Annotated in this window: 19 protein-coding genes; 9 read left to right on the forward strand and 10 right to left on the reverse strand. The window is 58.8% G+C overall.

Features of this window, described 5'->3' with window-relative positions; translation table 11 throughout:
* Nucleotides 1–402: 402 nt before the first annotated feature.
* The 5 genes from ACR0E6_RS12715 to ACR0E6_RS12735 form a co-directional block, all read right to left on the reverse strand.
* Nucleotides 403–1,902, reverse strand: coding sequence for a CoA-acylating methylmalonate-semialdehyde dehydrogenase (locus tag ACR0E6_RS12715; RefSeq protein WP_170622658.1), 1,500 nt, complete (start codon nucleotides 1,900–1,902; stop codon nucleotides 403–405).
* Between the two features lie 342 nt (nucleotides 1,903–2,244).
* Nucleotides 2,245–2,622 carry a hypothetical protein gene (locus tag ACR0E6_RS12720; protein WP_480583933.1) on the reverse strand — a complete coding sequence of 126 codons (378 nt, stop codon included), beginning with the start codon at nucleotides 2,620–2,622 and terminating at the stop codon, nucleotides 2,245–2,247.
* A gap of 69 nt (nucleotides 2,623–2,691) precedes the next feature.
* Nucleotides 2,692–3,474: a M24 family metallopeptidase gene (locus ACR0E6_RS12725; RefSeq protein ID WP_170622656.1), complete on the reverse strand. Its 783-nt coding sequence runs from the start codon at nucleotides 3,472–3,474 to the stop codon at nucleotides 2,692–2,694.
* Between the two features lie 147 nt (nucleotides 3,475–3,621).
* Nucleotides 3,622–3,912 (reverse strand): DUF1330 domain-containing protein, encoded by a 291-nt coding sequence (locus ACR0E6_RS12730; protein WP_170630485.1) that lies wholly within the window; start codon nucleotides 3,910–3,912, stop codon nucleotides 3,622–3,624.
* A gap of 220 nt (nucleotides 3,913–4,132) precedes the next feature.
* Entirely contained in the window at nucleotides 4,133–4,654 is a 522-nt protein-coding gene (locus tag ACR0E6_RS12735) for a TetR/AcrR family transcriptional regulator (RefSeq protein ID WP_480583938.1), read from the reverse strand.
* Between the two features lie 236 nt (nucleotides 4,655–4,890).
* Between ACR0E6_RS12735 and ACR0E6_RS12740 the strand changes: the two genes are divergently transcribed.
* The 7 genes from ACR0E6_RS12740 to ACR0E6_RS12770 all read left to right on the forward strand — a co-directional run bounded on the left by ACR0E6_RS12740 (nucleotide 4,891) and on the right by ACR0E6_RS12770 (nucleotide 11,199).
* Nucleotides 4,891–5,673 carry a nitronate monooxygenase gene (locus ACR0E6_RS12740; protein ID WP_480583941.1) on the forward strand — a complete coding sequence of 261 codons (783 nt, stop codon included), beginning with the start codon at nucleotides 4,891–4,893 and terminating at the stop codon, nucleotides 5,671–5,673.
* Nucleotides 5,674–5,927: 254 nt separating this feature from the next.
* On the forward strand, nucleotides 5,928–7,037 hold the full coding sequence (locus ACR0E6_RS12745) for an aromatic ring-hydroxylating oxygenase subunit alpha (protein ID WP_480583944.1): 1,110 nt from the start codon (nucleotides 5,928–5,930) through the stop codon (nucleotides 7,035–7,037).
* Nucleotides 7,038–7,052: 15 nt separating this feature from the next.
* Complete coding sequence (gene gloA / locus ACR0E6_RS12750) at nucleotides 7,053–7,490, forward strand: lactoylglutathione lyase (protein WP_170622651.1); 438 nt, start codon at nucleotides 7,053–7,055, stop codon at nucleotides 7,488–7,490.
* Nucleotides 7,491–7,493: 3 nt separating this feature from the next.
* A complete protein-coding gene (locus ACR0E6_RS12755; protein ID WP_480583948.1) occupies nucleotides 7,494–7,898 on the forward strand; it encodes an AraC family ligand binding domain-containing protein in 405 nt (134 codons plus the stop codon).
* 151 nt (nucleotides 7,899–8,049) lie between these two features.
* Nucleotides 8,050–9,489, forward strand: coding sequence for a glutamine synthetase family protein (locus tag ACR0E6_RS12760; RefSeq protein WP_480583951.1), 1,440 nt, complete (start codon nucleotides 8,050–8,052; stop codon nucleotides 9,487–9,489).
* 58 nt (nucleotides 9,490–9,547) lie between these two features.
* Nucleotides 9,548–10,564 carry an alpha/beta fold hydrolase gene (locus ACR0E6_RS12765; RefSeq protein WP_170630489.1) on the forward strand — a complete coding sequence of 339 codons (1,017 nt, stop codon included), beginning with the start codon at nucleotides 9,548–9,550 and terminating at the stop codon, nucleotides 10,562–10,564.
* Between the two features lie 104 nt (nucleotides 10,565–10,668).
* Nucleotides 10,669–11,199, forward strand: a complete 531-nt coding sequence (locus ACR0E6_RS12770) for an Lrp/AsnC family transcriptional regulator (RefSeq protein WP_480583955.1) — start codon at nucleotides 10,669–10,671, stop codon at nucleotides 11,197–11,199.
* Between the two features lie 31 nt (nucleotides 11,200–11,230).
* Here the strand turns inward: ACR0E6_RS12770 and ACR0E6_RS12775 are convergent, their stop codons facing one another.
* Nucleotides 11,231–11,968: an SDR family oxidoreductase gene (locus ACR0E6_RS12775; RefSeq protein WP_480583958.1), complete on the reverse strand. Its 738-nt coding sequence runs from the start codon at nucleotides 11,966–11,968 to the stop codon at nucleotides 11,231–11,233.
* Between the two features lie 10 nt (nucleotides 11,969–11,978).
* The gene (locus ACR0E6_RS12780) at nucleotides 11,979–12,974 is read right to left on the reverse strand and encodes a quinone oxidoreductase family protein (RefSeq protein ID WP_480583961.1); all 996 of its coding nucleotides are present in this window, start codon (nucleotides 12,972–12,974) and stop codon (nucleotides 11,979–11,981) included.
* Nucleotides 12,975–13,065: 91 nt separating this feature from the next.
* Here ACR0E6_RS12780 and ACR0E6_RS12785 point away from each other — a divergent pair, with 91 nt between their 5' ends.
* A complete protein-coding gene (locus tag ACR0E6_RS12785) occupies nucleotides 13,066–13,920 on the forward strand; it encodes a LysR family transcriptional regulator (RefSeq protein ID WP_480583964.1) in 855 nt (284 codons plus the stop codon).
* Here the strand turns inward: ACR0E6_RS12785 and ACR0E6_RS12790 are convergent.
* From ACR0E6_RS12790 to ACR0E6_RS12800, 3 genes are read right to left on the reverse strand one after another with little or no spacing between them, the layout of a single operon-like run.
* Complete coding sequence (locus ACR0E6_RS12790) at nucleotides 13,886–15,439, reverse strand: HAMP domain-containing sensor histidine kinase (protein WP_480583967.1); 1,554 nt, start codon at nucleotides 15,437–15,439, stop codon at nucleotides 13,886–13,888. The two genes, ACR0E6_RS12785 and ACR0E6_RS12790, sit on opposite strands and share 35 nt — an antisense overlap.
* Nucleotides 15,424–16,116 carry a response regulator transcription factor gene (locus ACR0E6_RS12795; RefSeq protein ID WP_480583970.1) on the reverse strand — a complete coding sequence of 231 codons (693 nt, stop codon included), beginning with the start codon at nucleotides 16,114–16,116 and terminating at the stop codon, nucleotides 15,424–15,426. Before ACR0E6_RS12795 ends, ACR0E6_RS12790 begins: the two co-directional genes overlap by 16 nt.
* Before the next feature lie 13 nt (nucleotides 16,117–16,129).
* Nucleotides 16,130–17,653, reverse strand: a complete 1,524-nt coding sequence (locus ACR0E6_RS12800; RefSeq protein ID WP_480583973.1) for a DUF4153 domain-containing protein — start codon at nucleotides 17,651–17,653, stop codon at nucleotides 16,130–16,132.
* A gap of 413 nt (nucleotides 17,654–18,066) precedes the next feature.
* Here ACR0E6_RS12800 and ACR0E6_RS12805 point away from each other — a divergent pair, with 413 nt between their 5' ends.
* Nucleotides 18,067–21,297 (forward strand): adenylate/guanylate cyclase domain-containing protein, encoded by a 3,231-nt coding sequence (locus tag ACR0E6_RS12805; RefSeq protein WP_480583976.1) that lies wholly within the window; start codon nucleotides 18,067–18,069, stop codon nucleotides 21,295–21,297.
* Nucleotides 21,298–21,320 lie beyond the last annotated feature (23 nt).

Raw genomic sequence — 21,320 nt, forward strand, 5'->3', positions numbered from 1 at the left:
TACCCCAGCTTCTGCAACTGAACCGCAGACTCAGGCGTCATCGCAACCCGATTCTCACCCTCATATATCTCTCTTGGTGTGCCTATTTTCATGTGCAGCTCTTTCAATGTCGTGGGAAGTCGGCTCGGAGACAGGGGAGAAGGAGTGCGTCTCCGAGCCAAACGCACAGCCTTGCAAGTGTGCGTGTTCCGGTGATCCGCCGCGTTTTGTTGCCGTTTGGCACGCATCGGCGATCAGGTCTCGGCAGATCAAAGCCCAACGGCCTGGCCGTTTGGGATCTGCCAGATATGCGGGTCTGCCTTGGCAAACGCCGCCGTGATGTCTCTGGGCAGGTATTGCCGGGTTTCGACAACGGCCCAGAAAGAGGGGTGAGAGCGCCGGGGCGCTCTCGGACCCGAAGAGTTATTCCATGACCGGGATGGTGAACTCGCCACCTTCCTTGATGCCCGAGGGCCAGCGCGCGGTCACGGTCTTGGTGCGCGTGTAGAATTTAAACGCATCCGGGCCGTGCTGGTTCAGGTCGCCAAAGGCCGATTTCTTCCAGCCACCGAAGGTGTGATAGGCCAGCGGAACCGGGATCGGAACGTTGATGCCGACCATGCCGATGTTGATACGGTTGGCAAAGTCACGGGCGGTGTCGCCGTCGCGCGTGTAGATCGCGGTGCCGTTGCCGTATTCATGGTCCATCGCATAACCAATGGCTTCTTCGTAGGTCTTGGCGCGCAGGGTGCTCAGAACCGGGCCGAAGATCTCTTGCTTGTAGATGTCCATGTCGGTTGTCACGTGGTCGAACAGGTGCGGACCGACATAGAAACCGTCTTCATAGCCTTGCAGGTTGAAGTCGCGGCCATCGACGACCAGCTTCGCGCCCTGATCAACACCGCTCTGAACCAGACGCAGGATGTTTTCCTTGGCGGCCGAGGTGACAACCGGACCATAGTCAACGTCGTTGCCCGAGGTGTAGGGGCCGACCTTCAGGCTTTCGATACGCGGGACCAGCTTTTCGATCAGACGGTCTGCGGTTTCGTCGCCAACCGGAACGGCAACCGAGATCGCCATGCAGCGTTCGCCTGCCGCACCGTAACCGGCACCGATCAGAGCGTCGGCGGCCTGATCCAGATCCGCATCGGGCATGATGATCATGTGGTTCTTTGCACCGCCAAAGCACTGCACGCGCTTGCCGTTGGCACAGCCGGTTGCGTAGATGTATTCGGCAATCGGGGTCGAGCCGACAAAACCGATCGACTGAACCGTCGGGTTGTGCAGGATTGCGTCAACCGCTTCCTTGTCGCCGTTAACGACCTGCAGGACGCCCTTGGGCAGACCGGCTTCTTCCATCAGTTCGGCCAGCATCAGCGGAACCGACGGCGCGCGCTCGGACGGTTTCAGGATGAAGGCGTTGCCGCAGGCGATGGCCGGGGCAAACATCCACATCGGGATCATGGCCGGGAAGTTGAACGGGGTGATACCCGCGGTCACACCCAGAGGCTGACGCATCGAGTACATGTCGATGCCGGTACCGGCGCTGTCGGTGAAGTCACCTTTCAGCATTTGGGGGGCACCGATGCAGTATTCCGCCACTTCCAGACCGCGCTGGATGTCGCCTTTGGCGTCGGGCAGGGTCTTGCCGTGCTCGCGGCTCAGCGCTTCGGCCAGCTTGTCCATGTCGCGGTTCAGCAGGCTGACAAACTTCATCAGAACGCGTGCGCGTTTCTGCGGGTTGGTTGCGCCCCAAGCCGGTTGTGCCGCAGCAGCAAGCTCGACCGCTTTGTTGACTTCTTCAGTGGTCGCCAGCGGGCATTTCGCCTGAACTTCACCGGTTGCGGGGTTGTAGACATCGGCAAAGCGCGATGTTGTTCCGGCGGTGTGCTCGCCGTTGATGAAGTGAGTCAGTTGTTCCATTGGCTTTCTCCACTAAGCTTTTCCGTTTCCTATCCATGTAAAAATGCAATTCCCATAAAAAATTTCGCATATCTATTTTGCGTTTTTGCAAAGCAACCGGAGAGCTGCCCGCTTAAGTATTTTGATTCATTGGGCCAATCCATCCATCTCGGATAGGTGGGGAAGGGCGGGTAGTCACAAATCGGCCGAGCCGTGTTTCCCTGAAAGGCGTGTTTCATGGCGCTGAGCGCTTGGTTTTTGGCTGGTCAGCGGATTGGTTAGGTTCGCCTCAACCAAAACTGCGCCCAGTGATAAGCCACAGATTCGGGCGTTGTGTCCGAAGACATGGGGCCAGACCCCCGATCATTCCCGAGAACGGATCACCGCAAACAAGCCGAAGGCAAAAGCCGCGCTGCCGAACAGGTTGATCGCAATCGCTACCGCCCATTTTGTTGCCGAGGCATAAGAGGCCGGATCGGCGATAACATGCCTCAGGACGCCGCCTGCGAACAGCAACACAAGAACCGGTAGGACAAATACGCGGTAGGTTCTGAACCACCCCAACAGGCCCAGCCCAATGACGACACCCATCACAATGACGACCATCTGAGCACCAAGCGCCTGATCCCCTGCCCAGCCCGGCAGACCCTGCTTGATGTCGCGCAGGCTGAGAAGGTTAAAGACGGTGGCGGCCACAAGCCAAAGGCATTGCGCGTAAAGTGCTGTCTTGAAAGGCTGCATTCTGGTCCCCTGTGCCCCGAGAGTAAGCGGCGTTCAGAGCCAAAAGGACGCAAAAGCCAATGACATCAATCACGCCTCCAGCTTCAACCCGCTGAGCCTTGCGGCCAGACGCAACATCGGAATTTGCAGCTTTGACAGACCAAGCCTGGATCCAAAGCCGACCGGAATGGTCATGTCGTCCAGGCTGTCGGGCAGCGGTGTCAGGCTTTCATTGCCGTTCTCGGTGACAAGTACGGTATCGGAATGACGGAACCCGCCCAGCCCCTCGATGTAGACCCCAGGCTCAATGGTGAAGACCATGCCGGGGCGGATTTCGTGGTGATAGCCTTCGGCCAGAAACGGCCCCTCATGCGCGGTCACGCCGATCCCGTGGCCGGTACGGTGCAGCAGGTTGTCGCCAAAGCCCGTTTTGCGAAAAACGTCGTTCACCGCCACATCCAGATCATGCATCGAGGTGCCGGGCTTGCACATCTGAAACGCAAGCGCCCTTGCCTGCATCATGGTGTCAAAGGGCTTGCGCGCCGCATCCGGGACGCGGCCCAGAAAAAAGCTGCGCTCGACCTCGCACCCGTAGCCGTCCAACAGACCGGCGACAATCGCGGTGTTCCCGCCGCACTCAGCCATGCCCAGATCGAAAACCGAGGTGAAATTATGCTGATCATGCGAGATGCGCGGCGGCTGCAACACCCCGGCCATGCTGGTGCACAGAAAATTCGCCTGCGGGTTGTCGATCAAAAGTTTGAGCGAGGACAACTTGTGCACTTTGGAGTGAACCGAAAGCATCGATTTGCCCGGTTTGGCCCCTTTCAGAAGCCGCCGCGTCGGACGGGCGCAGGCCTTTTGCGGTGACATGGTGATCCACCCTCATCCGAAATGAATTGATTTGAAAATCAATAAACCAAGAGGGAACATCATTGTGTTACCACACTGTCAAGTTACTGACGGCACGGCCGTCGGTTCAGGTTTTGACTTTGTGGCGTCAGCGCACCGCCGGGCTGATTAGCACCCCGGAACGATGCGGTAATCGCGACGGGCACCATTGCCCAATGTGCGGATCGCGTCCTGATAGGCGACGCTGTAATAGGCGCTATGCGCCGCTTCGACGCTTTCGAACTCGATCACAACGACACGGTTGTTGTTTTCACCTTCCAGAATCTCAGCCGGTTCCGAGCGGGTGACGAAGCGCCCGCCAGCGGCCTGGATCGCGGGGCCTGCAATCGCGGCATATGCGGCAAAGCACTCGGGATCAGAGATTTCGGTGTAGGTGACGACGGAATATGCCTTGGTCATAAGTGACCCTTTCTGCTTCATCAGGTTGATTGCGACGCAACCTATGGGCCGGATTCTGAGGCGTCAAGCAAGGGTGGTGCGCGGTTTTTTGGGGTCGTTGGGGTCCATTTTGGCGAGGTTTGACCGGCCCGAAACAAGGCGCGAAACACGCTGGCCTACAGAGAAAGACTTGTGGTGCACAGACCACCACGCGTTTCAGTTTGTGTACTCATCTGACTCCTCACCGTTTCAGATTTTCGTTCAAAAGGATCGCGCGCGCGGTTTCGCGGACACGATCTGGATCGTTGGGATGCAGCGCGATTTCGCAAAAGCTGGTTGCCCCGAAACACAGCGCAGCAATGCTGAAGGCCCGGTCAAACCGGTCGATATCGCTGTGGCCCAAACCGTCGCGGGCCATACTGTCGCAAAGCGTGGCGCAGACCCTTTGGTAAAGCGCTTGCAGCCCCTCGGAAATCGAGGGGCTAGAGCCTGAGGCGAACCAAAGCTCTTTCATCAGCTTGTTCATGACCTTGTCCGCGAAGATGTCCTGCACGAACAGATCGACCAGACGTTCTGTCGAGACGACCCCGGATTGCGGTTGCAGCTTGTCCAGATGGTCCTCGCTGCGGGCAAAGACACGATCAAACAGCAGCTGGATCAGACTGTCGCGATTGCCCGCGTAGTACCGAATAAGCGGTCGCGGCAATCCCGCCTGCGCGGCAACCTTGGACAAGGTCGTTTTCGCCAGCCCCTCTTTCAGCACGACGATTTCCAGAGCCTCAAGGATCTGTTCACGGCGCTAGGTATCGATTTTGGGTCTGGGCAAGCGGGTCCTCGTAAATTGTCACTGTGACAAGATATGAGTCTACGAAACTTGTCACTAAGACAATATTCAACAATCCCCCGAATATTGCCGCTTCCAGACATTCAATGTCGCCAAAACATACGTTTCAGCCCCGAAACCCGTGTTTCACTCGGCTGTCTTTGAGGAGGTGGAGCATGATCGACACGCGATTGACCCGTCTGTTCGGGCTGACAAGCCCCGTGGTGCTGGCCCCGATGCCGGGGATGGCAGATGGTCGGCTGGCCTCGGCGGTGGCGCGGGCCGGTGGGTTGGGGATGATCGGTGTCGGGGCACAGAATGGCGATTGGATCGCTGCCCAGTTCCGTGCGGCGGGAAATGAATCGGTTGGCTGCGGTTTCAGCGCCGCGCATCTCAAGCGAAATCCCGACCTGCTTGATCTGGCGCTAAAGCATCGCCCGCGTGCAATCTTTCTGACCGATGGCGATCCGCGTCCGTTCGCGCCCCGGATCGCACAGGCAAAGACAAGGTTGATCTGTCAGGTCCACGACCTGCAAAGCGCTGCGATGGCGGTTGAAGCCGGGGCGCATGTCGTTGTGGCACGTGGCGAGGCGGGCGGGCGGTCGACACTGTGCCTGTTGCCGGAAGTGGCCGACTATATGCACCATGCAGACCATGACATCGTCGTGCTGGCCGCAGGCGGCATTGCCGATGCCCGGGGGCTGGCAGCCTGCCTCATGCTGGGCGCGGATGGCGTTTTGATGGGCACGCGGCTTTGGGCCAGTGCGGAAAGTGACCTGCCAGATGCGCAAATACGCCGAATCTTGCAGGCCCAAGGGGATCACGACGACGCAGTCCCATATTCGGGTGAGAGTATCGGTCTGATCCGGGATATTGCGCCGGTACAGGACATTCTGAGCACCATCTCGAACCGGGCAAGCCGCCTGATGAAGCACGCGCAGCGCAAAGTGATTCACTGATCCCGAGTCGCAAAAGGCGACCATCCCATTCTGCCGCGCCCGACATTCGCCTCAGTAAATTTTGCGAAAATCTGACACGAAAGAGCCAATCTCACGAAAAGTTTGAGGGATCAGCAGAATTTATGTGATGGTTTCGCAAAAAGTAGTGGACAGGATGCGGTTTTCGCAGTTCACTACTGCTCAATCAAGGCGAGGCCGTATCACCACCACGGCTGCGCTGCAGAATTCGAAACCCTGTGTCAGGAACTTGAACGATGAAGCCAATCCATTCGTTGCTTGAGCCCTTCTACGAGGAATCAACCCTAAAGCACGGCTTGCCTGCGGCGGCCTATAAGGATGCGGAGTTCTGGCGGGCCGAGTGTGCCTCGGTCTTTACCCGCAACTGGGTTTGCGTCGGCTTTGCCCATGAATTGCAGGCGGTTGGGGACACGGTTCCCGTCACCGTGGCCGAACATCCCCTGCTGCTGGTGCGCAATACGGCGGGCGAGATCAAGGCGTTCCACAATATCTGCCGCCACCGCTGTCTGACGCTGGTGGACGCGCCCAAGAACCTGGGCAAGCTGATCCGCTGCCCCTATCACGCCTGGGCCTATGATCTGGATGGGCAACTGCGTGCTGCCCCCCATTTTGGCGGCGCGAACGACCATCAGGCCGACGGGTTCGACAAATCGCAGAACAGTCTGGTTCCGGTGCGCAGCCATGTCTGGAACGACTGGATCTTCGTCAATCTCGACGGCAACGCCCCCGATTTCGAGGAATATTCCGCCGCAATCCGAACCCGTCTGGACGGTATGGACTGGGACAAGCTCGACTGTATCGGGACGCTGGATTTCGGCGAAATTGCCTGCAACTGGAAGTTCATCATGGAGAACTTCATCGAGCCCTATCATGTGCAGTTCGTCCATGCCTCGACCACCGATCAGCCGCTTGAAGATCATTACACGATCATCGATGGCAATTGCCTGGGCAGCGCGGTCGATCTGGACGAAGAGGTCGGCACTTCCGGCAGTCTGGCTGTCAGTTCGCGGTATCTGACGCTGTATCCGAACTTCATTCTGGGCCGGTATTTCCCCGATCAGTTGGGGGTTTATCTGAACATCCCCACCGGCCCCGGCACGATGATGCAGAAGCGGGCGCTTTATACCACCGAAGGACAATCTCTGACGCCCGAGGAAGTTGAGGGGCTGAAAAAGCTGTGGTGGGACGTCCACAAGGAAGATCACGAAATGACGGAACGGCTGCAACTGGGGCGGTCTTCGATCGTCTCGGAAGCCGGGGGTGTGTTGTCCCCGGCCTGGGAAGACAGCGTACGCGCATTTCAGGAACTGGTGGCCCGTGATGTCGCCACCGCCGAACACCACTGAATTAGGGAGAAAACAGTGACCGACAACCTAAGCAGCGGCTTCCGTCTGGCGCATACGATGATGCGCGTGATGGACATGGAAAAATCGCTGGAATTCTATTGCGGTATTCTGGGCATGCAGGTGCTGCGCCGCACGGATTATCCCGAAGGCAAGTTCACCAATACCTTCATCGGCTATGGCCCCGAGGCCGAATCTCCGACGCTGGAACTGACCGCGAACTGGGATCAGGAAGAGCCTTACGACAAGGGCAATGGCTGGGGCCATATCTGCATCGAAACCCCTGACGTCTACAAAGCCTGCGAGGATCTGGCAGCCGCTGGCGTCAATATCACCCGCCCGCCCGGGCCGATGAAGAACGGCACCCGCGTGATCGCGTTTTGCGAGGACCCGGATGGCTACAAGGTCGAACTGAACGAAAGCATTTTGAAACATCTGGCCAAGGAAGGGTCCTGATCCATGGGCAACGCACCAAGACTTATGAAATGGGACCTTGTCCAAGACCGCTATAACCAGATCGGCGATAGCGACAGCGACACCTATATCAAACCGATGGTGACCAGCGCCTTCAGCGATACGATGTGCGGCGGCATCAATGTGCTCAAGAACATCAAGGTGCCGTGGGACCTGACCTGTGATGAGATCATCTATTGCCTGGAAGGCACCTTCCGGCTGGTCTGCGATGGCGAGGAATATATCTGCAACCGCGGCGATGTGCTGTTCATCCCAAAGGACAACCACATCTCGTATGAGGCGGATGATCGCTGCGTGATCTTCTACGCCGCCTATCCCCATAACTGGAAGCAACTGGCCGGGATCACCAAGGTACCCGGCATTGATCCGGACGATTTTGTAGGGGGTTGACGCACCGCTGCGACCTGAAGGCAGGCACCTGATGTGCTCTCCCCGCGAATAGGGTGTCTGCCTTCCCCCCAAACGGCGAATGAACGCCCAGAATCCAGACCGCCCGGACATGATCCAAACGACGGGTGGCACCCTGACAGGAGGACGCCAAATGCCCAAAGACAACACCAGCGCCAAGATCTATTACGAAAGCTTTCACGACGCGGTCGAACGCAACCGGCCGAAGATTCCCGAGGTGAAAAAGCGGCTGGAAGAGGCGGGCGTGAAATATGTCATGGGCGCCTGGATCGACCTGCACGGTATCCCCAAGACCAAGCCCGTACCGATGAGCGATTTTGAACAGCTCTGCCTGGGCAAAGGGCCACAATTTGCGGTGCATTCGATCTCATACGTGCCCGAACTCAGCCCCGCAGACAGCGATCAGGTCGTGGTGCCGGATTTGGACGCGGTCTATATCTGCCCGTGGGACACCTCGATGGCGATCATCTTCTCGGATCTCTATTGGGAGGACGCGCCCTATAATGTCTGCCCCCGACAGGCGCTGAAACGCGCAATGCATGAGGCCGCGCAGGAAGGCTATACCGGCTATGCCGGTGTCGAGCCTGAGTTCATCGTCATGAAATATGACGAGGCCGGTCAACCGGTGAAAGCCTTTGACGACGATCCCGCAGATGGCCTGCGCCCGCGTCGTCAGGCCTTTGGCTATGACGTGGAATACTCGGTCGACTCGATGCCGTTCCTCAAGGACATGATCGACATCATCGAAGGTCTGGGCTGGAACCTGCACGACGTGGTGGCCGAAGGGGCCTATTCCCAGTTCGAGCTGGATTTCCACTATACCAACATGCTGGAAATGTCCGATCGTCTGGCGTTTCTGCGCATCGTGCTGAAGGAAGTGGCCAAGAAGCACGGCATGTTCGTGACCTTCATGCCGAAACCCACCGTGGGCGACTGGCGCTCGGGCGCGCATATCAATATGTCGATGCAGCATGAAAGCCGCCCCGGCGAGAACATCTTTGAAACCACCGATGGCGACTGGAGCGACGAGAGCCGTTGGGCCGTGGGTGGTCTGATGCAGCACGCCGAGGCAATCACCGCGATCACCTGTCCGACCGTGAACTCGTATAACGGTCTGGTCCCGCGCGTCGGCGGGTTCGAGGGCGGCACCGTCACATGGGCGCCGACCAACATCACCTACGGGTTCAACAACCGCTCGGCCCAGTTCCGCCTGCCGCAAAGCCGCCACTGCATCGAAAACCGCGCCTGCGACATGACAATGAACGTCTATCTGGCCATGGCGATGCACCTGTCCTGCGCAGTGATGGGGATCAAGAACAAGATCGATCCGGGCAAGCCCACCGATTTCGACCTCTATTCCAAGACCGAGGGTGAACTGGCTGATCTGGGCATCCGCCGCCTGCCGCGAACCCTGTTCAACGCCATCGAGGCGCTGCGCAGCGATGACATGGCCGAGCATGTGATGGGGCCGGTGATGCGGAAATCCTATCTCGAATACAAGAACGACGAGTGGGAGCGGTATCACCAGTCGGTCACCGACTGGGAGGTGCAGGAATACCTGCGGCTCTACTGACAAATCATACGGCCCCGGCATGTGTCGGGGCCGTCTTTCAAGAACGGCGGGGCGGATGATGACGCAGGACTTTCAGATACTCGAACTGGGCGATTTTCAGTTGTTGTCAGGCGAGGTCCTGAAAGATGCCCGGCTGGCCTATCAGACCTATGGCACCCTGTCGCCCGCACGGGACAATGTGATTGTGCTGCCCACCTTCTACACCGGCACCAATTCCCGCAACGAAGGCTTCTTTGGCCCGGGTCGCGCGATTGATCCGGCCCGGCACTTCATCGTCAGCCCGAACCTGTTTGGCAATGGCCGATCCTCGTCCCCGTCGAACACGCCCGCGCCGCAGGACGGGCCGCGCTTTCCGCTGGTGCAGATGTGGGACAACATCGCCGCCCAGCATCGGCTGATCCATGACCATCTGGGGATTGATCAGATCGCATTGGTGGCAGGCTGGTCGATGGCCGGGTGCCAATCCTACCAATGGGCGGCGCAATACCCCGATATGGTGCAGGCGATCCTGCCGTTTTGCGCCTCGGCCAAAACCTCGCCGCATAATTTTGTGTTTCTCGAAGGGGTCAAGGCCGCGCTCTGCGCCGATCAAAGCTGGAATGGCGGCGATTACGACAGCCCTCCGGTCGCGGGGCTGAAGGCGTTTGGGCGGGTCTATGCGGGCTGGGCGTTCTCGCAAACCTTCTATCGCGAGGGGCTTTACAAGCAGCTTGGCTTTGACAGCATCGAGGATCTGCTGCTCGATTGGGAGGTTGACCATGTCGAAGGCTGGGACGCCAACAACCTGCTGGCCAAACTGGCCACATGGCAGGCGGGCGACATCTCGGCCGGGCCGCTTTACAACGGTGATTTCAAGGCCGCCCTGGGGGCGATCAAGGCCCGTGCGATCCTGATGCCCTGCACGCAGGACCTGTATTTCCCGCCCGAAGACAACGCGATCGAGGCGCAGCACATGCCAAATGCCGAGTTTCGGCCCTACGATTCACCCTGGGGCCATTGCGCTGCCAATCCCGGCAACGATCCGGGCTTTACGGCTGCGCTGGACGCGGGCATTCGCGCGTTGCTGGGCGAGTGATCCTTTGGGGTGCAGGCCCAAGGCTTGTAGAGCAGGGCGAACTGGCTAACATGCCTTGCGCTGGCCGGCAAACGCGTCAGAACTTTGAGTGATAGGAACCCGTTTTGAACATACCGCGAAAGCCAGACACAGCAAAACCAACCCGCCAGCGGGCGACGCATTCGGTCGAGGAACGTCTGAACAGCGAGATCGTCCGGATGCTGGAAGTGGATGGCCGCATGGCATTCTCGGAAATTGCCCAGAAGCTGGATGTCTCGGAAGGGACGGTGCGAAACCGCGTGAATGCGATGAAGGACGCGGGTCTGTTGCGGATTGTCGCCATCGCGGATCCGGTGGCGTCGGAATACAAGGCGGACGCGATGATCTGCCTGAAAGTCGCACCGGGAGTCACCCCTCAGGCGGTGGCAGAGCGGCTGGGTTCCGTCTCGGGCGTGGTTTACATCCTGTGGGTCACCGGTCGATATGATCTTATGGTCGAAATGGTATGCGAGGAACCCGACGATCTGGCCGCGTTCCTCGAAGATCATATCCACGCTGACAAGGATATCGTGGATTCCGAAGTCATGCTGGGCCTGAAGAACTTCAAAAACCAATTCCTGCTAAAGCGCGACTGGGAACAGGGCGACACGACATAAAGGCGGGTTTCCGAACCTCGGCAAACCCTTGTCAGGCGCGCACCATGTGCCCCCCGTCAATGTCCAGAACAGTTCCGGTCAGAAATCCGTTTACCATAGCCATGACCACGGCCATCGCGATCTCGTCAGCCTGCCCGACACGCCCGACAGGCAAGCTGTCACCGACCCGCGCGAACATGCCCTGACGTGCCTCTTCCGGCATCGCGGCATAGGCTTCGGTGGCAACCATTCCGGGGCTGATACAATTTACACGCGCGCGTCCGGCCAGTTCCAGGGCCAACCCTTTGGTCAGCGCTTCGACGGCGGCATTGACGGCCCCAAGCCCTGTCGCCCCGGCCGAGGGGCGGCGGCTGAGAACACCAGAGAAGAAGGTGATCGATCCTGCGTCGGTCAGATAGGGCAGCACCTCGCGTGCGGTGACATAGGGCCCGGTAAACTTGGCCTCGAACATGGCGCGCAGCTGGCCCAAGGGCAGTTCGGTGAACGCCCCATGCGCCGCGCTTGAGGCCGAGATGACCAGATGATCAACGGTGCCGAGGCTGGCGGCCCATGCCGTCACAGCAGCCTCATCGGTGGTATCGACCGGAGCGAGTCCAACATCGCCGATTTCAGCGGCAGCCGCTTGCAGTTTGCCGGGATCGCGGCTTGCAATCGTGACTTTGGCACCGCGGGATTTGGCCAGTTTTGCGGTCGCTTTGCCCATGCCGCTGCTGCCGCCCACGATGACGACATGCTGGCCGGACAGGTTTGTTTCCAATGCGTCAGACATAGCGTTCTCCTTATTCGATTGTCAGTACAAGCTTGCCGGTGGTATCGCCGCTTTCCAGCCGACGATGGGCTTTTGCCGCTTCAGTTATCGGCAGTGTGGTGATCTGTGGGCGCAAAACACCCTGACCCAGCAGGTCAAAAACCGTCGCAAGGTCGGCGCTGAAGGCCCGCGGTTGATCGTTGAAATATGTGTAGATATCGCTGACCCGCACGGCGATGGATTTCTGAAAGTGCTGCCCAAGGTCCCCGGCAAAACTCCCGGTTGGCGGACCGGCAAGAAAGCCGAACAGCACAACGGTTCCCAAGGGGGCCAGGGCCGCCATGTCTGATGTCAATGTGTCGCCCGAGATAGGGTTCAGGCTCAGATCAACGCCGCGACCGCCGGTCAGGTTCAGCACCCGTGCCGTGACATCCTCGGTTCGGTAGTCGATGACATGATCCGCGCCTTGCGCTTTGGCATAGCCCATCTTGTCGGTACTGGCCGAGGCGATCACGGTCATGCCAAGATGTTTGGCGATATGCTGGATCATGGTTCCGACACCGCCCGCAGCCGCATGCACCAGAACCGTTTTTCCCTTTGCCGCGCCGCCCAGATTGACCAGCATGTGATAGGCGGTCATGGCGTTTACGGGGATTGATGCGGCCCGCTCAAAACTGACACTATCGCTGATCCGGGTCACATAAGGTGCGCCGATGATAGAGTGCGTGCCGTAGCCACCGGCACCAATCGGACCCATCCAGGCGACCCTGTCCCCAATCGCAAAGCCATCGACCCCGTCGCCGATGCCTTCGATCACACCTGCGCCTTCGACACCGGGGATGTGGGGCAGGGCGGGCATCATGCCGTCGGGCATTTCGCCGCGTCGAATGATCGTGTCGATGAAATTGACCGCAGCCGCGTGATTGCGGATCAGAACTTCGCCCGCGCCGGGCTTTGCGGGGTGAATGGCCGACCTGCTCAGCACATCAGGCCCGCCGGTCTGTGAGAGTTTGATCGCGTAGGACATGGGTTTCTCCGTCTTGATGGACCGAAGATAGAGAGATCGCCTATTCGAGATAATAGTTGAGATCAGGAGATAAATTCCCAAAAATAGAATAATGATCTACAACGACATTGCCCTGTTTACCGCCGTCGCGCGGGATCTTAGCTTTTCCAAGGCGGCGGATCGGTTGAACATACCGCTCAGCCGTGTCAGCCGGCGGATTGCCGCGCTTGAGGATCATCTGGAAACCAAACTTTTCGAACGCACCACGCGACAAGTCCGGCTGACCGAGGAAGGACGGCATCTGTTGGATCGCTGTCAGGATCCCATCGAGGCGTTGCAGGACATTGCGGTGATAGGCGAGGACACAAACCGTCACGTGATCCGCATCACGGCCCCACCGCTGGCGGCACGCACCACCATTGGCCCGCGCCTGCTGGATTTCGCGGTCCTAAATCCGGACATTCAACTGGAGTTGACAACCACAAACGCAATGCTGGATTTCTTCCGGGACAATGTCGATCTTGCCTTCCGGGTCGGGCCGCTTGGCGATTCCGGTCTGGTGGCAAAGCGTCTTTGGTCGATTCCGTATTGTTTCTGCGCAGGCGATGGCTTCGTCAAACAGCATGAGTTGGAGGGCGCGATCACACGGGCAGAATTTCTGAAACTGCCAGCCCTTGTGGCGGGGCAACCTTGGGTTCTTGATTCAGGAGAGCGGATCCACCCCTCGCATATCGTGCACAGCCTCACCGATCTGAGCGTCCTTGAGGATGCCGCCCGACGCAATCTTGGTGTCGCGATGCTTCCAACGGATATGACCGGGGCCGGTCTGCGACCTCTGACCGTTGATGGCGCAACCCCTTTGACCCGCGAGATGTATGCGGTCTACCCCAGTCGCCGTTTGCTGCCTGCACGTATGCGGAAGCTGATCGATTTCATGGCGTCGCGCCGCGATCCTGATCGAAAGTAATCACAAAACAAGCGCCGCCATTGCCGGGATCGATGTCAAGCGTCCCGTCGACCGCTTCGGCCGTCGCCTTGACGATGTTCAGGCCCATGCCGGTGCCGCCACTGTCCCGGCGCGTGGTGAAAAAGGGTTCAAGCACCTTGCCGACATTGCCCTCACTTATCCCCGCCCCATCGTCCTTGATGCGCAGGCTGGTCTTGCGATTACTGTGCTGCGTGCTGAGGTAAACCGTTTGCGCCCCATGCTGTTGCGCGTTTTGCAAAAGATGGGTCAGCATAAGCGTCAGTGTGCGGGCCTCGACCGGTAACCGGGCGGTTGCGGCCTCGATCTTTAGGGCCAGTTTCGGGTATGCCCGACGCAACTCTGGTTCGATATCGGCCAGGCAACAGGACCCGGCCAGCGCGCTCTGATCGGCCAGGCTGAAGGCGCGCATGTTGGCAAGCAGATCCTCCATCCGCGTACTGCTTTTGTCGATCGCATCCAGAAGCCTGTGCCTTTGCGGCTGGGGCAGATCATCATCCCGCAACAACTCGGCCGCGCCTTTCAAAGCGGTCAGGGGGGATTTCAGTTCATGGGTGACATGCGCCGTGTAGGTTTTCAGCGCGTCCTGCTTGCGTTGCAGACGTTCGGTCAGCGACTGAAAGCTGCGGCTCAGATCTTCCAACTCGCGGGTTCCAAGCTGTTCGGGTGGCTCCCATGGCTGGCCACCATGGCCCGCAGACTGGCTGCGCTGAATCAACAGGCGAATGGGTTGGGTGATGAAGCGCCAGAAGACGTAGCCGATCAGGGCGGTGGACAAGGCAACAAATGTGGCCGCTTTGATCAGATTGGACCGTTCGCCATACAGAAAGCGGAAGATGTGGTTCGGTGTGCGGCTGATATAGACGGCCCCGATCAGCGTCTCTTCGATGAACACCGGCATCGCCACAAAGACCCGCACCCGTGCACCACGGCTGAACGTATAGAGCGCGGGGGGTTTGTCATCGCGCAACCGCGTTCGCGCGACCGAGGTGGTATCGCCCGCCAATGCTACTTGGACCTCCTCGACATGGCCCATCCCCTTGCCGATCTCGGCGGTACCGGCAAAGACACGCCCCTCGGCATCCAGGAAGCGATAGCCCGCCAGTGTCTGCGCTTGTGCGGCGTCAGACATGCGAGTCAGCAATTCGGCAATGTCGCGATAGACAGGCCCGGTTGATGCTGTCACCGGAACCGCATCCGGGCGGGGCGGCAGGATCGTTTCACGATTGACGGACAGGGATGGGAACACCGCGTCATCCACGGAAAACGAACTTAGATCGGGCGGCTGCGCACCGGCTGCGTCCGCGTAGAGTTCGGCAAAAGCCGCGGACATCACAGCGGCTTGGGACAGCAGGCTTTCCTCGGTCTGTTGCACCAGCTGGCTGTCGTAGAACCGAAACAGGATCAGACCGGCGAAGGGCAGGCACAGGACGATTGCAAGGACCAACAGGACAACTGTCCACAGCCGGGGGCGCCATCCTCGGCTTAGCCGGGCAGGCATGAACCCATCCTCAACCCGACACCATGGATGGTCACGATACCGTCGCCACACCCGGCTGAGGCCAGTTTGGCTCGAACATTTCGGATGTGGCTGTCGATGGTCCGGTCGGACACGTGGATGTTGTAGCCGTATAGCGCGTCGATCAGCTGCACCCGCGACAGGACATGATCGGGCCGGGCCATCAACGTGGCCAGCAATCTGAACTCGGACCCGGTCAGAGATACGTCCAATCCGTCGAACCGGCAAACATGGCGGTCAGGATCAAGATGCAGGCGGCCCCGCGTCAGGCCCTGGTCCGCTTGCGCCACCGATGCGGTGCTGCGTTTCAGAATGGCCCGGATCCGCGCCACAAGCTCGCGCGGGGAGAAGGGTTTGGTCAGATAGTCGTCGGCCCCGATCTCAAGCCCCACGATGCGGTCAATCTCATCATCCCGCGCGGTCAGAAACAGGATCGGCACGTCCGAGGATTTACGGATCTCGCGGCAGACTTCCAGCCCGTCTTTTTCGGGCAGGCCAATGTCCAGAACGATCAGGTCGGGGCGCTCTGCCTGACAACTGCCAAGGGCGGAAACGCCGTCGGTCGCAAACAGCGTTTCATAGCCAGCTTTTTCAATCGCGATCCCTGTTACCTCAAGGATATTGGGGTCGTCATCGACAACAAGAATGCGTGCGGGCATCAACGGCGGTCCTTCAATTCTGCTGCCTATAATAGGCTTGGATGCGCCATCTCCGAAAGCCCCATTCGCGCCAGTTGGTGATCCTGTCTCGGCGCAGATCATAATACATCGCACGACCGCAAATCTGTTGATCCGTTTCCATTTCGACTGCATGAATGGCCGGAAAGGCATCGACCCCCAGACCGCAGATGTAATAGGTATCGCGCGAGGCCAGATCGCCATGGCGCAGATTGTAATCGGCAACAATCCCTGAGAAGTTCACGAAACAGCAAACATAAAGCGTGGCCAGCGCGGACGCGAAACATCGGCGCAACAGCCAGACCCGGCTATGGCCTTTGTTGATTTGCAACAGGGTCAGAACCAACCCGACCATGACCAAACCCATCCAGATAAACGCCGCAATACGCAGGTGAGTCAGGGCATATGCTTCGACATATAGCTGCAACCGGAACGCGGCCGTTACGACCAGAAAAACATTCTGCACAAGCCACAGATAGACCAAAGCGCGCAAGGTCCGGTCCTCACGGATCATGCTGTGCGTTAGCAGTGTAAAGACGCCTGCAAGCAGGGCTGTGACCACCAGCGGATAAGCCCCGCGATGCGCGTATTCGGCATAGTTCATCCCATCGGGCAGGGCGACACCGCCGGTCAGGATGCCCAGGTCCATGACGGTTTGGACCAGAAACAAGGCGTTGAAAAGAAACAGAGAGTTGCGGACCGACGCTGGATTGACCAAAAAGGCGGATCGACCGGGCCCGGCCTGTCTGGCAACCGGTTTGCGTGTGGTCGACCCCAGCAGCTTTTCGCTGAGGTTGAGATAGGGCCAGATCAGACAGGCAATGACGGCCCAGAACAGCACCCGAAGCCAGAAATCCAACTCGAACATCCGACCCGGATCCAACCGGGACAGGAACTCCTCCAGCAGCGGGTTGGCGCTGGACAGAAGGGCCAGAAAGACCCCGCCCATGATCAGGGGCAACAGCATCGACGCCGCCTGATTGCGAGCGCCCGATCCGAGATCGACCGATTTGCTGGCCCGCGCGGTGTCGCGAAACAGCATAAGGCTTCCAACAATTGGCAGTTTCAGGGCCGAGCGCAGGACAAGGTGCTCGTTCGAGCGGCTTCCATAAACGACCCAAACGGCAAGGCACACGATCCCGCCCAGACTGAACATCAGCGACAAGAGTTGCAGATCAACGGCAACCGGCAAGTTGCACATAAGCGCAAAGGTCATGGACCCCAGCCACTGGATCGGGCTGGGCCGCTGTGGTCTGGCAACCATGATGGCCGCCGCAAAGAGCAACGAGAATACCGCGACCGAAATACCCGCCGGTTGGTTCCAGAACAGCCAATCCGCAAGCGTGATCAACGCCGCCAGCAACGGGATCGCGTGCTGCATCCGAAGGGATTTCAGCAACGGCCCGTCAGGTGTTGAAAGACGCCGTTGCTGGGACTGCGGAGTGCTGACCGTTTCCAGCCACCATGCGTCTCGTTTGATGCGATCGGGTACGCCCTGAATGATCAGTTCCTGTCTCATGCTCTGTCTCTTGCTTGCTGTTTTTGTTGCCCACAGCAATGCCGGGCGCGATTGCAGCTTTGCGAAGCCATGCGCGCAGAGATCGGGGGGCTTTTGTGCAGATTTTCCGCAGAATGACCGGCAGAACTTCCATAAGGATCAGTGATTTTCAGCACCGCTCGCGGTATGGTTGCAGGCCTACGAACATTGCGATCCGAACATATGTCAGGCGCTTTGGTCTAAACCCCTAAATAACGGAAGATTGTAGCTGGAAACCCCGTAAATCCCTGTAATTCGGATACTCTTTTGCAACAGAAACTAACAAGTTAAGAACCGCGCCAATCCTATTGTGTAGATTCGGCAAGTTTTTGCCGTTAATCTGTTGTTTAGGACGGGTGACAGGGGGAAACTAAGATGTGCAAAGGCACGGAACCATGACTCAGGTTGTCGACCATTCGGCCCGCCTGATCACAGTCCTTGAAAAGGCCGGGTTGGAAGAACACGCATCCCGATTTGCCGAAGAAGAAATCTCGGATGAACTTCTTGACGATCTGACAGATCCCGAGCTGCGCGATCTTGGCCTGACAGTCGGGCAGAGAAAGCGTTTTCGGCAGGCCCAGATCGAGCTGAAGCGGCTGGAAGTAGAGGACAATCCCGAACTGTCCCGCGTGGCCGAGCGTCGCCAGCTGACACTGGTGTTCTGCGATCTGGTTGGCTCGACCCAATTGGCGCAACGCTATGATCCGGAAGAGCTGATGCAGATCATGACTCTGTATCTGGACACCGCAATCGGAACGATGAAACGGCATGGCTGCCACCTGGCGTATCGTCAGGGCGACGGGATCATGATGTATTTCGGCTATCCCAAAGCGATGGAGGATGATGCCGAACGCGCAGTACGCGCGGTTCTTGAAACCATCGAGGCGGTGCAGAATCTGGATACCAAATACGGTGAAAACCTGGATCTGCGGGCGGGCATTGCAACCGGTCTTGTCGTCGTTGGTACCGTGTCGTCCAAAAGCTTGGGCACCGGGGATTTTCTGGTTGGGGAAACCGCAAACCTTGCGTCGCGCCTGCAAGGGCTGGCCAATCCGGGCGAGGCCATTGTGGCATCCGAGACCTGGCAGTTGACCAAAGGGGCGTTTGATTTTGAACCCCGCGGCAGTCATGAGCTGAAGGGCTTTCAACACGAACGCACCGTTTATCGGGTCGTCTCCGAAGTAGTCGCCCCCAGCCGGTTTGACGCGCGGTCCGGTCAATCTGCGGTGACTTTGGTTTCGCGCCAAAGCGATCTGTCGACCCTCACGGGTCTGTGGGAAAGTGCAAAGGACGGCTCGGGCAAGCTGGCGTTGGTTGGTGGTGCGGCGGGGATCGGCAAATCGCGGCTGATCAAGTCCCTGTCCGAGACGCTGGATACCGTTCCGCTGACCCTGCAATGCGTTCCGCATCTGGCCAGTTTGCCGCTGCATCCGCTGCAGGGGCACCTTCGCGGCATGTCCAATGACGGCACGGGTGAAGAGGCGGTGAAACAGGCAATTGCCGAGTTTGTTCAGGACGCCTCGCGCCTGACTGACGCCGATCTGCCGCTGCTGGTGGATCTTGCCGGTCTGTCGGCAGACGGTCCGGTCGAATCCGATCCGTTGAAAAAGGCCCGGATGTCTTTGGACCTGTTGATCCGATGTGCCGGCAGTGTTTGCGACAAGCAGGGTGCGATGTTGCTGGTGCTGGAAGATGTGCACTGGGCAGACGCAACGACACTGGATGCGCTGGACGCGCTGGTTGGCGCACTGGATCAAATGCCGATCCTGATCGTGATGTCGCATCGCCCGGAATATGAACCGCCCGAGCATTTCGAAGGCCGGGCCGAGATCATCGATTTGACACCTTTGGGCAAATCGGAAGCTTCAGAACTGGTGCGCCGCGTTGCAGAGCCGCGCAGCCTGCCGGTTATTCTGGTGCATCAGATCATCCAGAAGGCGGATGGCGTGCCGCTTTATATCGAGGAAATGACCAAGGCGGTTCTGGATCAGCTGCCTCATGACGTACCGATCGACGCTGCGGTTCTGGATACGCTGAGCATTCCGGCGACCTTGCAGGACTCGCTCATGTCGCGTCTTGACCGGATGGAAAAAGCCAAACCGATTGCGCAGCTTGGGTCGGTCATCGGGCGCAGCTTTACCGCTCCGATGATCCGCGCGGTTGCGCCGGATGGCACGGATGTGGACGGGGCGTTGATTCAGCTGATGGCCGCAGGGCTGGTTCTGGCCACCAGCGATGCCGGATCGCCGACCTATACGTTCAACCACGCGCTTGTTCAGGATACCGCCTATAACTCGCTGCTGCTGGATGATCGCGAAAAGCTGCACCTGCAAATCGCCGAGGCGCTTTTGGCCGGGCATGAGGCTTTCGGAACTCCGGCCCCGGACACGGTCGCGCACCATGCCGACCTGGGCGGGTTGAATGACGTGGCCGTCACCCACTGGATTACAGCTGGCGAGCAGGCGCTGTCGCGTTTGGCCAATCTGCCTGCCATTTCGGCATTCCGTGCGGCGCTTCGAAACATCGACACGCTGCCCGTCGCACCGGATCGCGATGGTCTGGAACTGCGCGTGCAGATGAATGTGCTTCCGGCCTATATGGCAATCTATGGCTGGTCATCAGATCAGGTTGGCCAGACCGCCGCCCGCGCGATGGAGCTTGCGCAGGCGCTTGGCGATGGCGAAACGCTGTTTGCGGCGACTTTCTGCCGATGGACCAATTTCTTCGTCGGCGGTCAGATGAACCGCGCCATGGAGATGGGGCAGGCCCTGGCCGGAATGGCCGGTGCAGTGCAGGATCCGGTCACACTGGTTCTGGCGTCGCGGGCCCTGAGCTTCACGCATTATTTCCGGGGCGAATTTGCCGAATGTCAGCATCACGTCGACTATGGGCTGGATCTGCTGACACCGGAAATGGATCTGGCGATGTTGCCCATCACTCAATCGTCTACGGCGGCCTCTTTCCAGGCCATCAAGGGCTGTCTGCTATGGCAACTTGGCAAGTTTGAAGAGGCCGAGGCCGCCCGTCTGGAATCCATCGAAATCAGCAGATCGCTGAAACACGCGCCCAACCTTGTTTACATCATGGGGGCCTGTTCGATGTTCCTGCCCTATGCCGGGGAATGGGAGCGGATGGACAAGACAATGAAAGAAGCGCGCAAGATCGCGGATGAGGAAGGCTTCCTGTATCTGCACGCGATGCAAGACATCTATATGGGTCTGGCGCAGGCCGGTATGGGCGACGTCGCAGGCGGGGCCGAGCGGGTGGAAACGTACATGGATCTCGTCTCGAATGCGGGTGGGAACTTTACTTTTCCGCAGAATCAGATTGTTCTTTCAGAATTACAGATTGATCAGGGCAATATTGATCCGGCTCTGGAGCGGCTTGAGCATGTGTGCCAGCCCGGTTGGGATCGGGGTGAGACGCTGAACAAGCCCGAATATCATCGGGTCCGGGCCAAGGCCTTTGCCGCCCGTGGTGAATGGGACGCTGCGATAGCTGAGGCCAAGACGGCACTGCAGCTTGCCCAGGAAACCGGTGCCGTTGTTTTGGAAGATCGCGCCCGGCGTTTGTTGGAAACGCTGAGCGATACGACGAATATTGAAAAAGCTGCCAAGATCAGTTGAGCAGTACCAACTGGAGGGATTTT

Source organism: Ruegeria sp. AP12 (assembly GCF_056540025.1).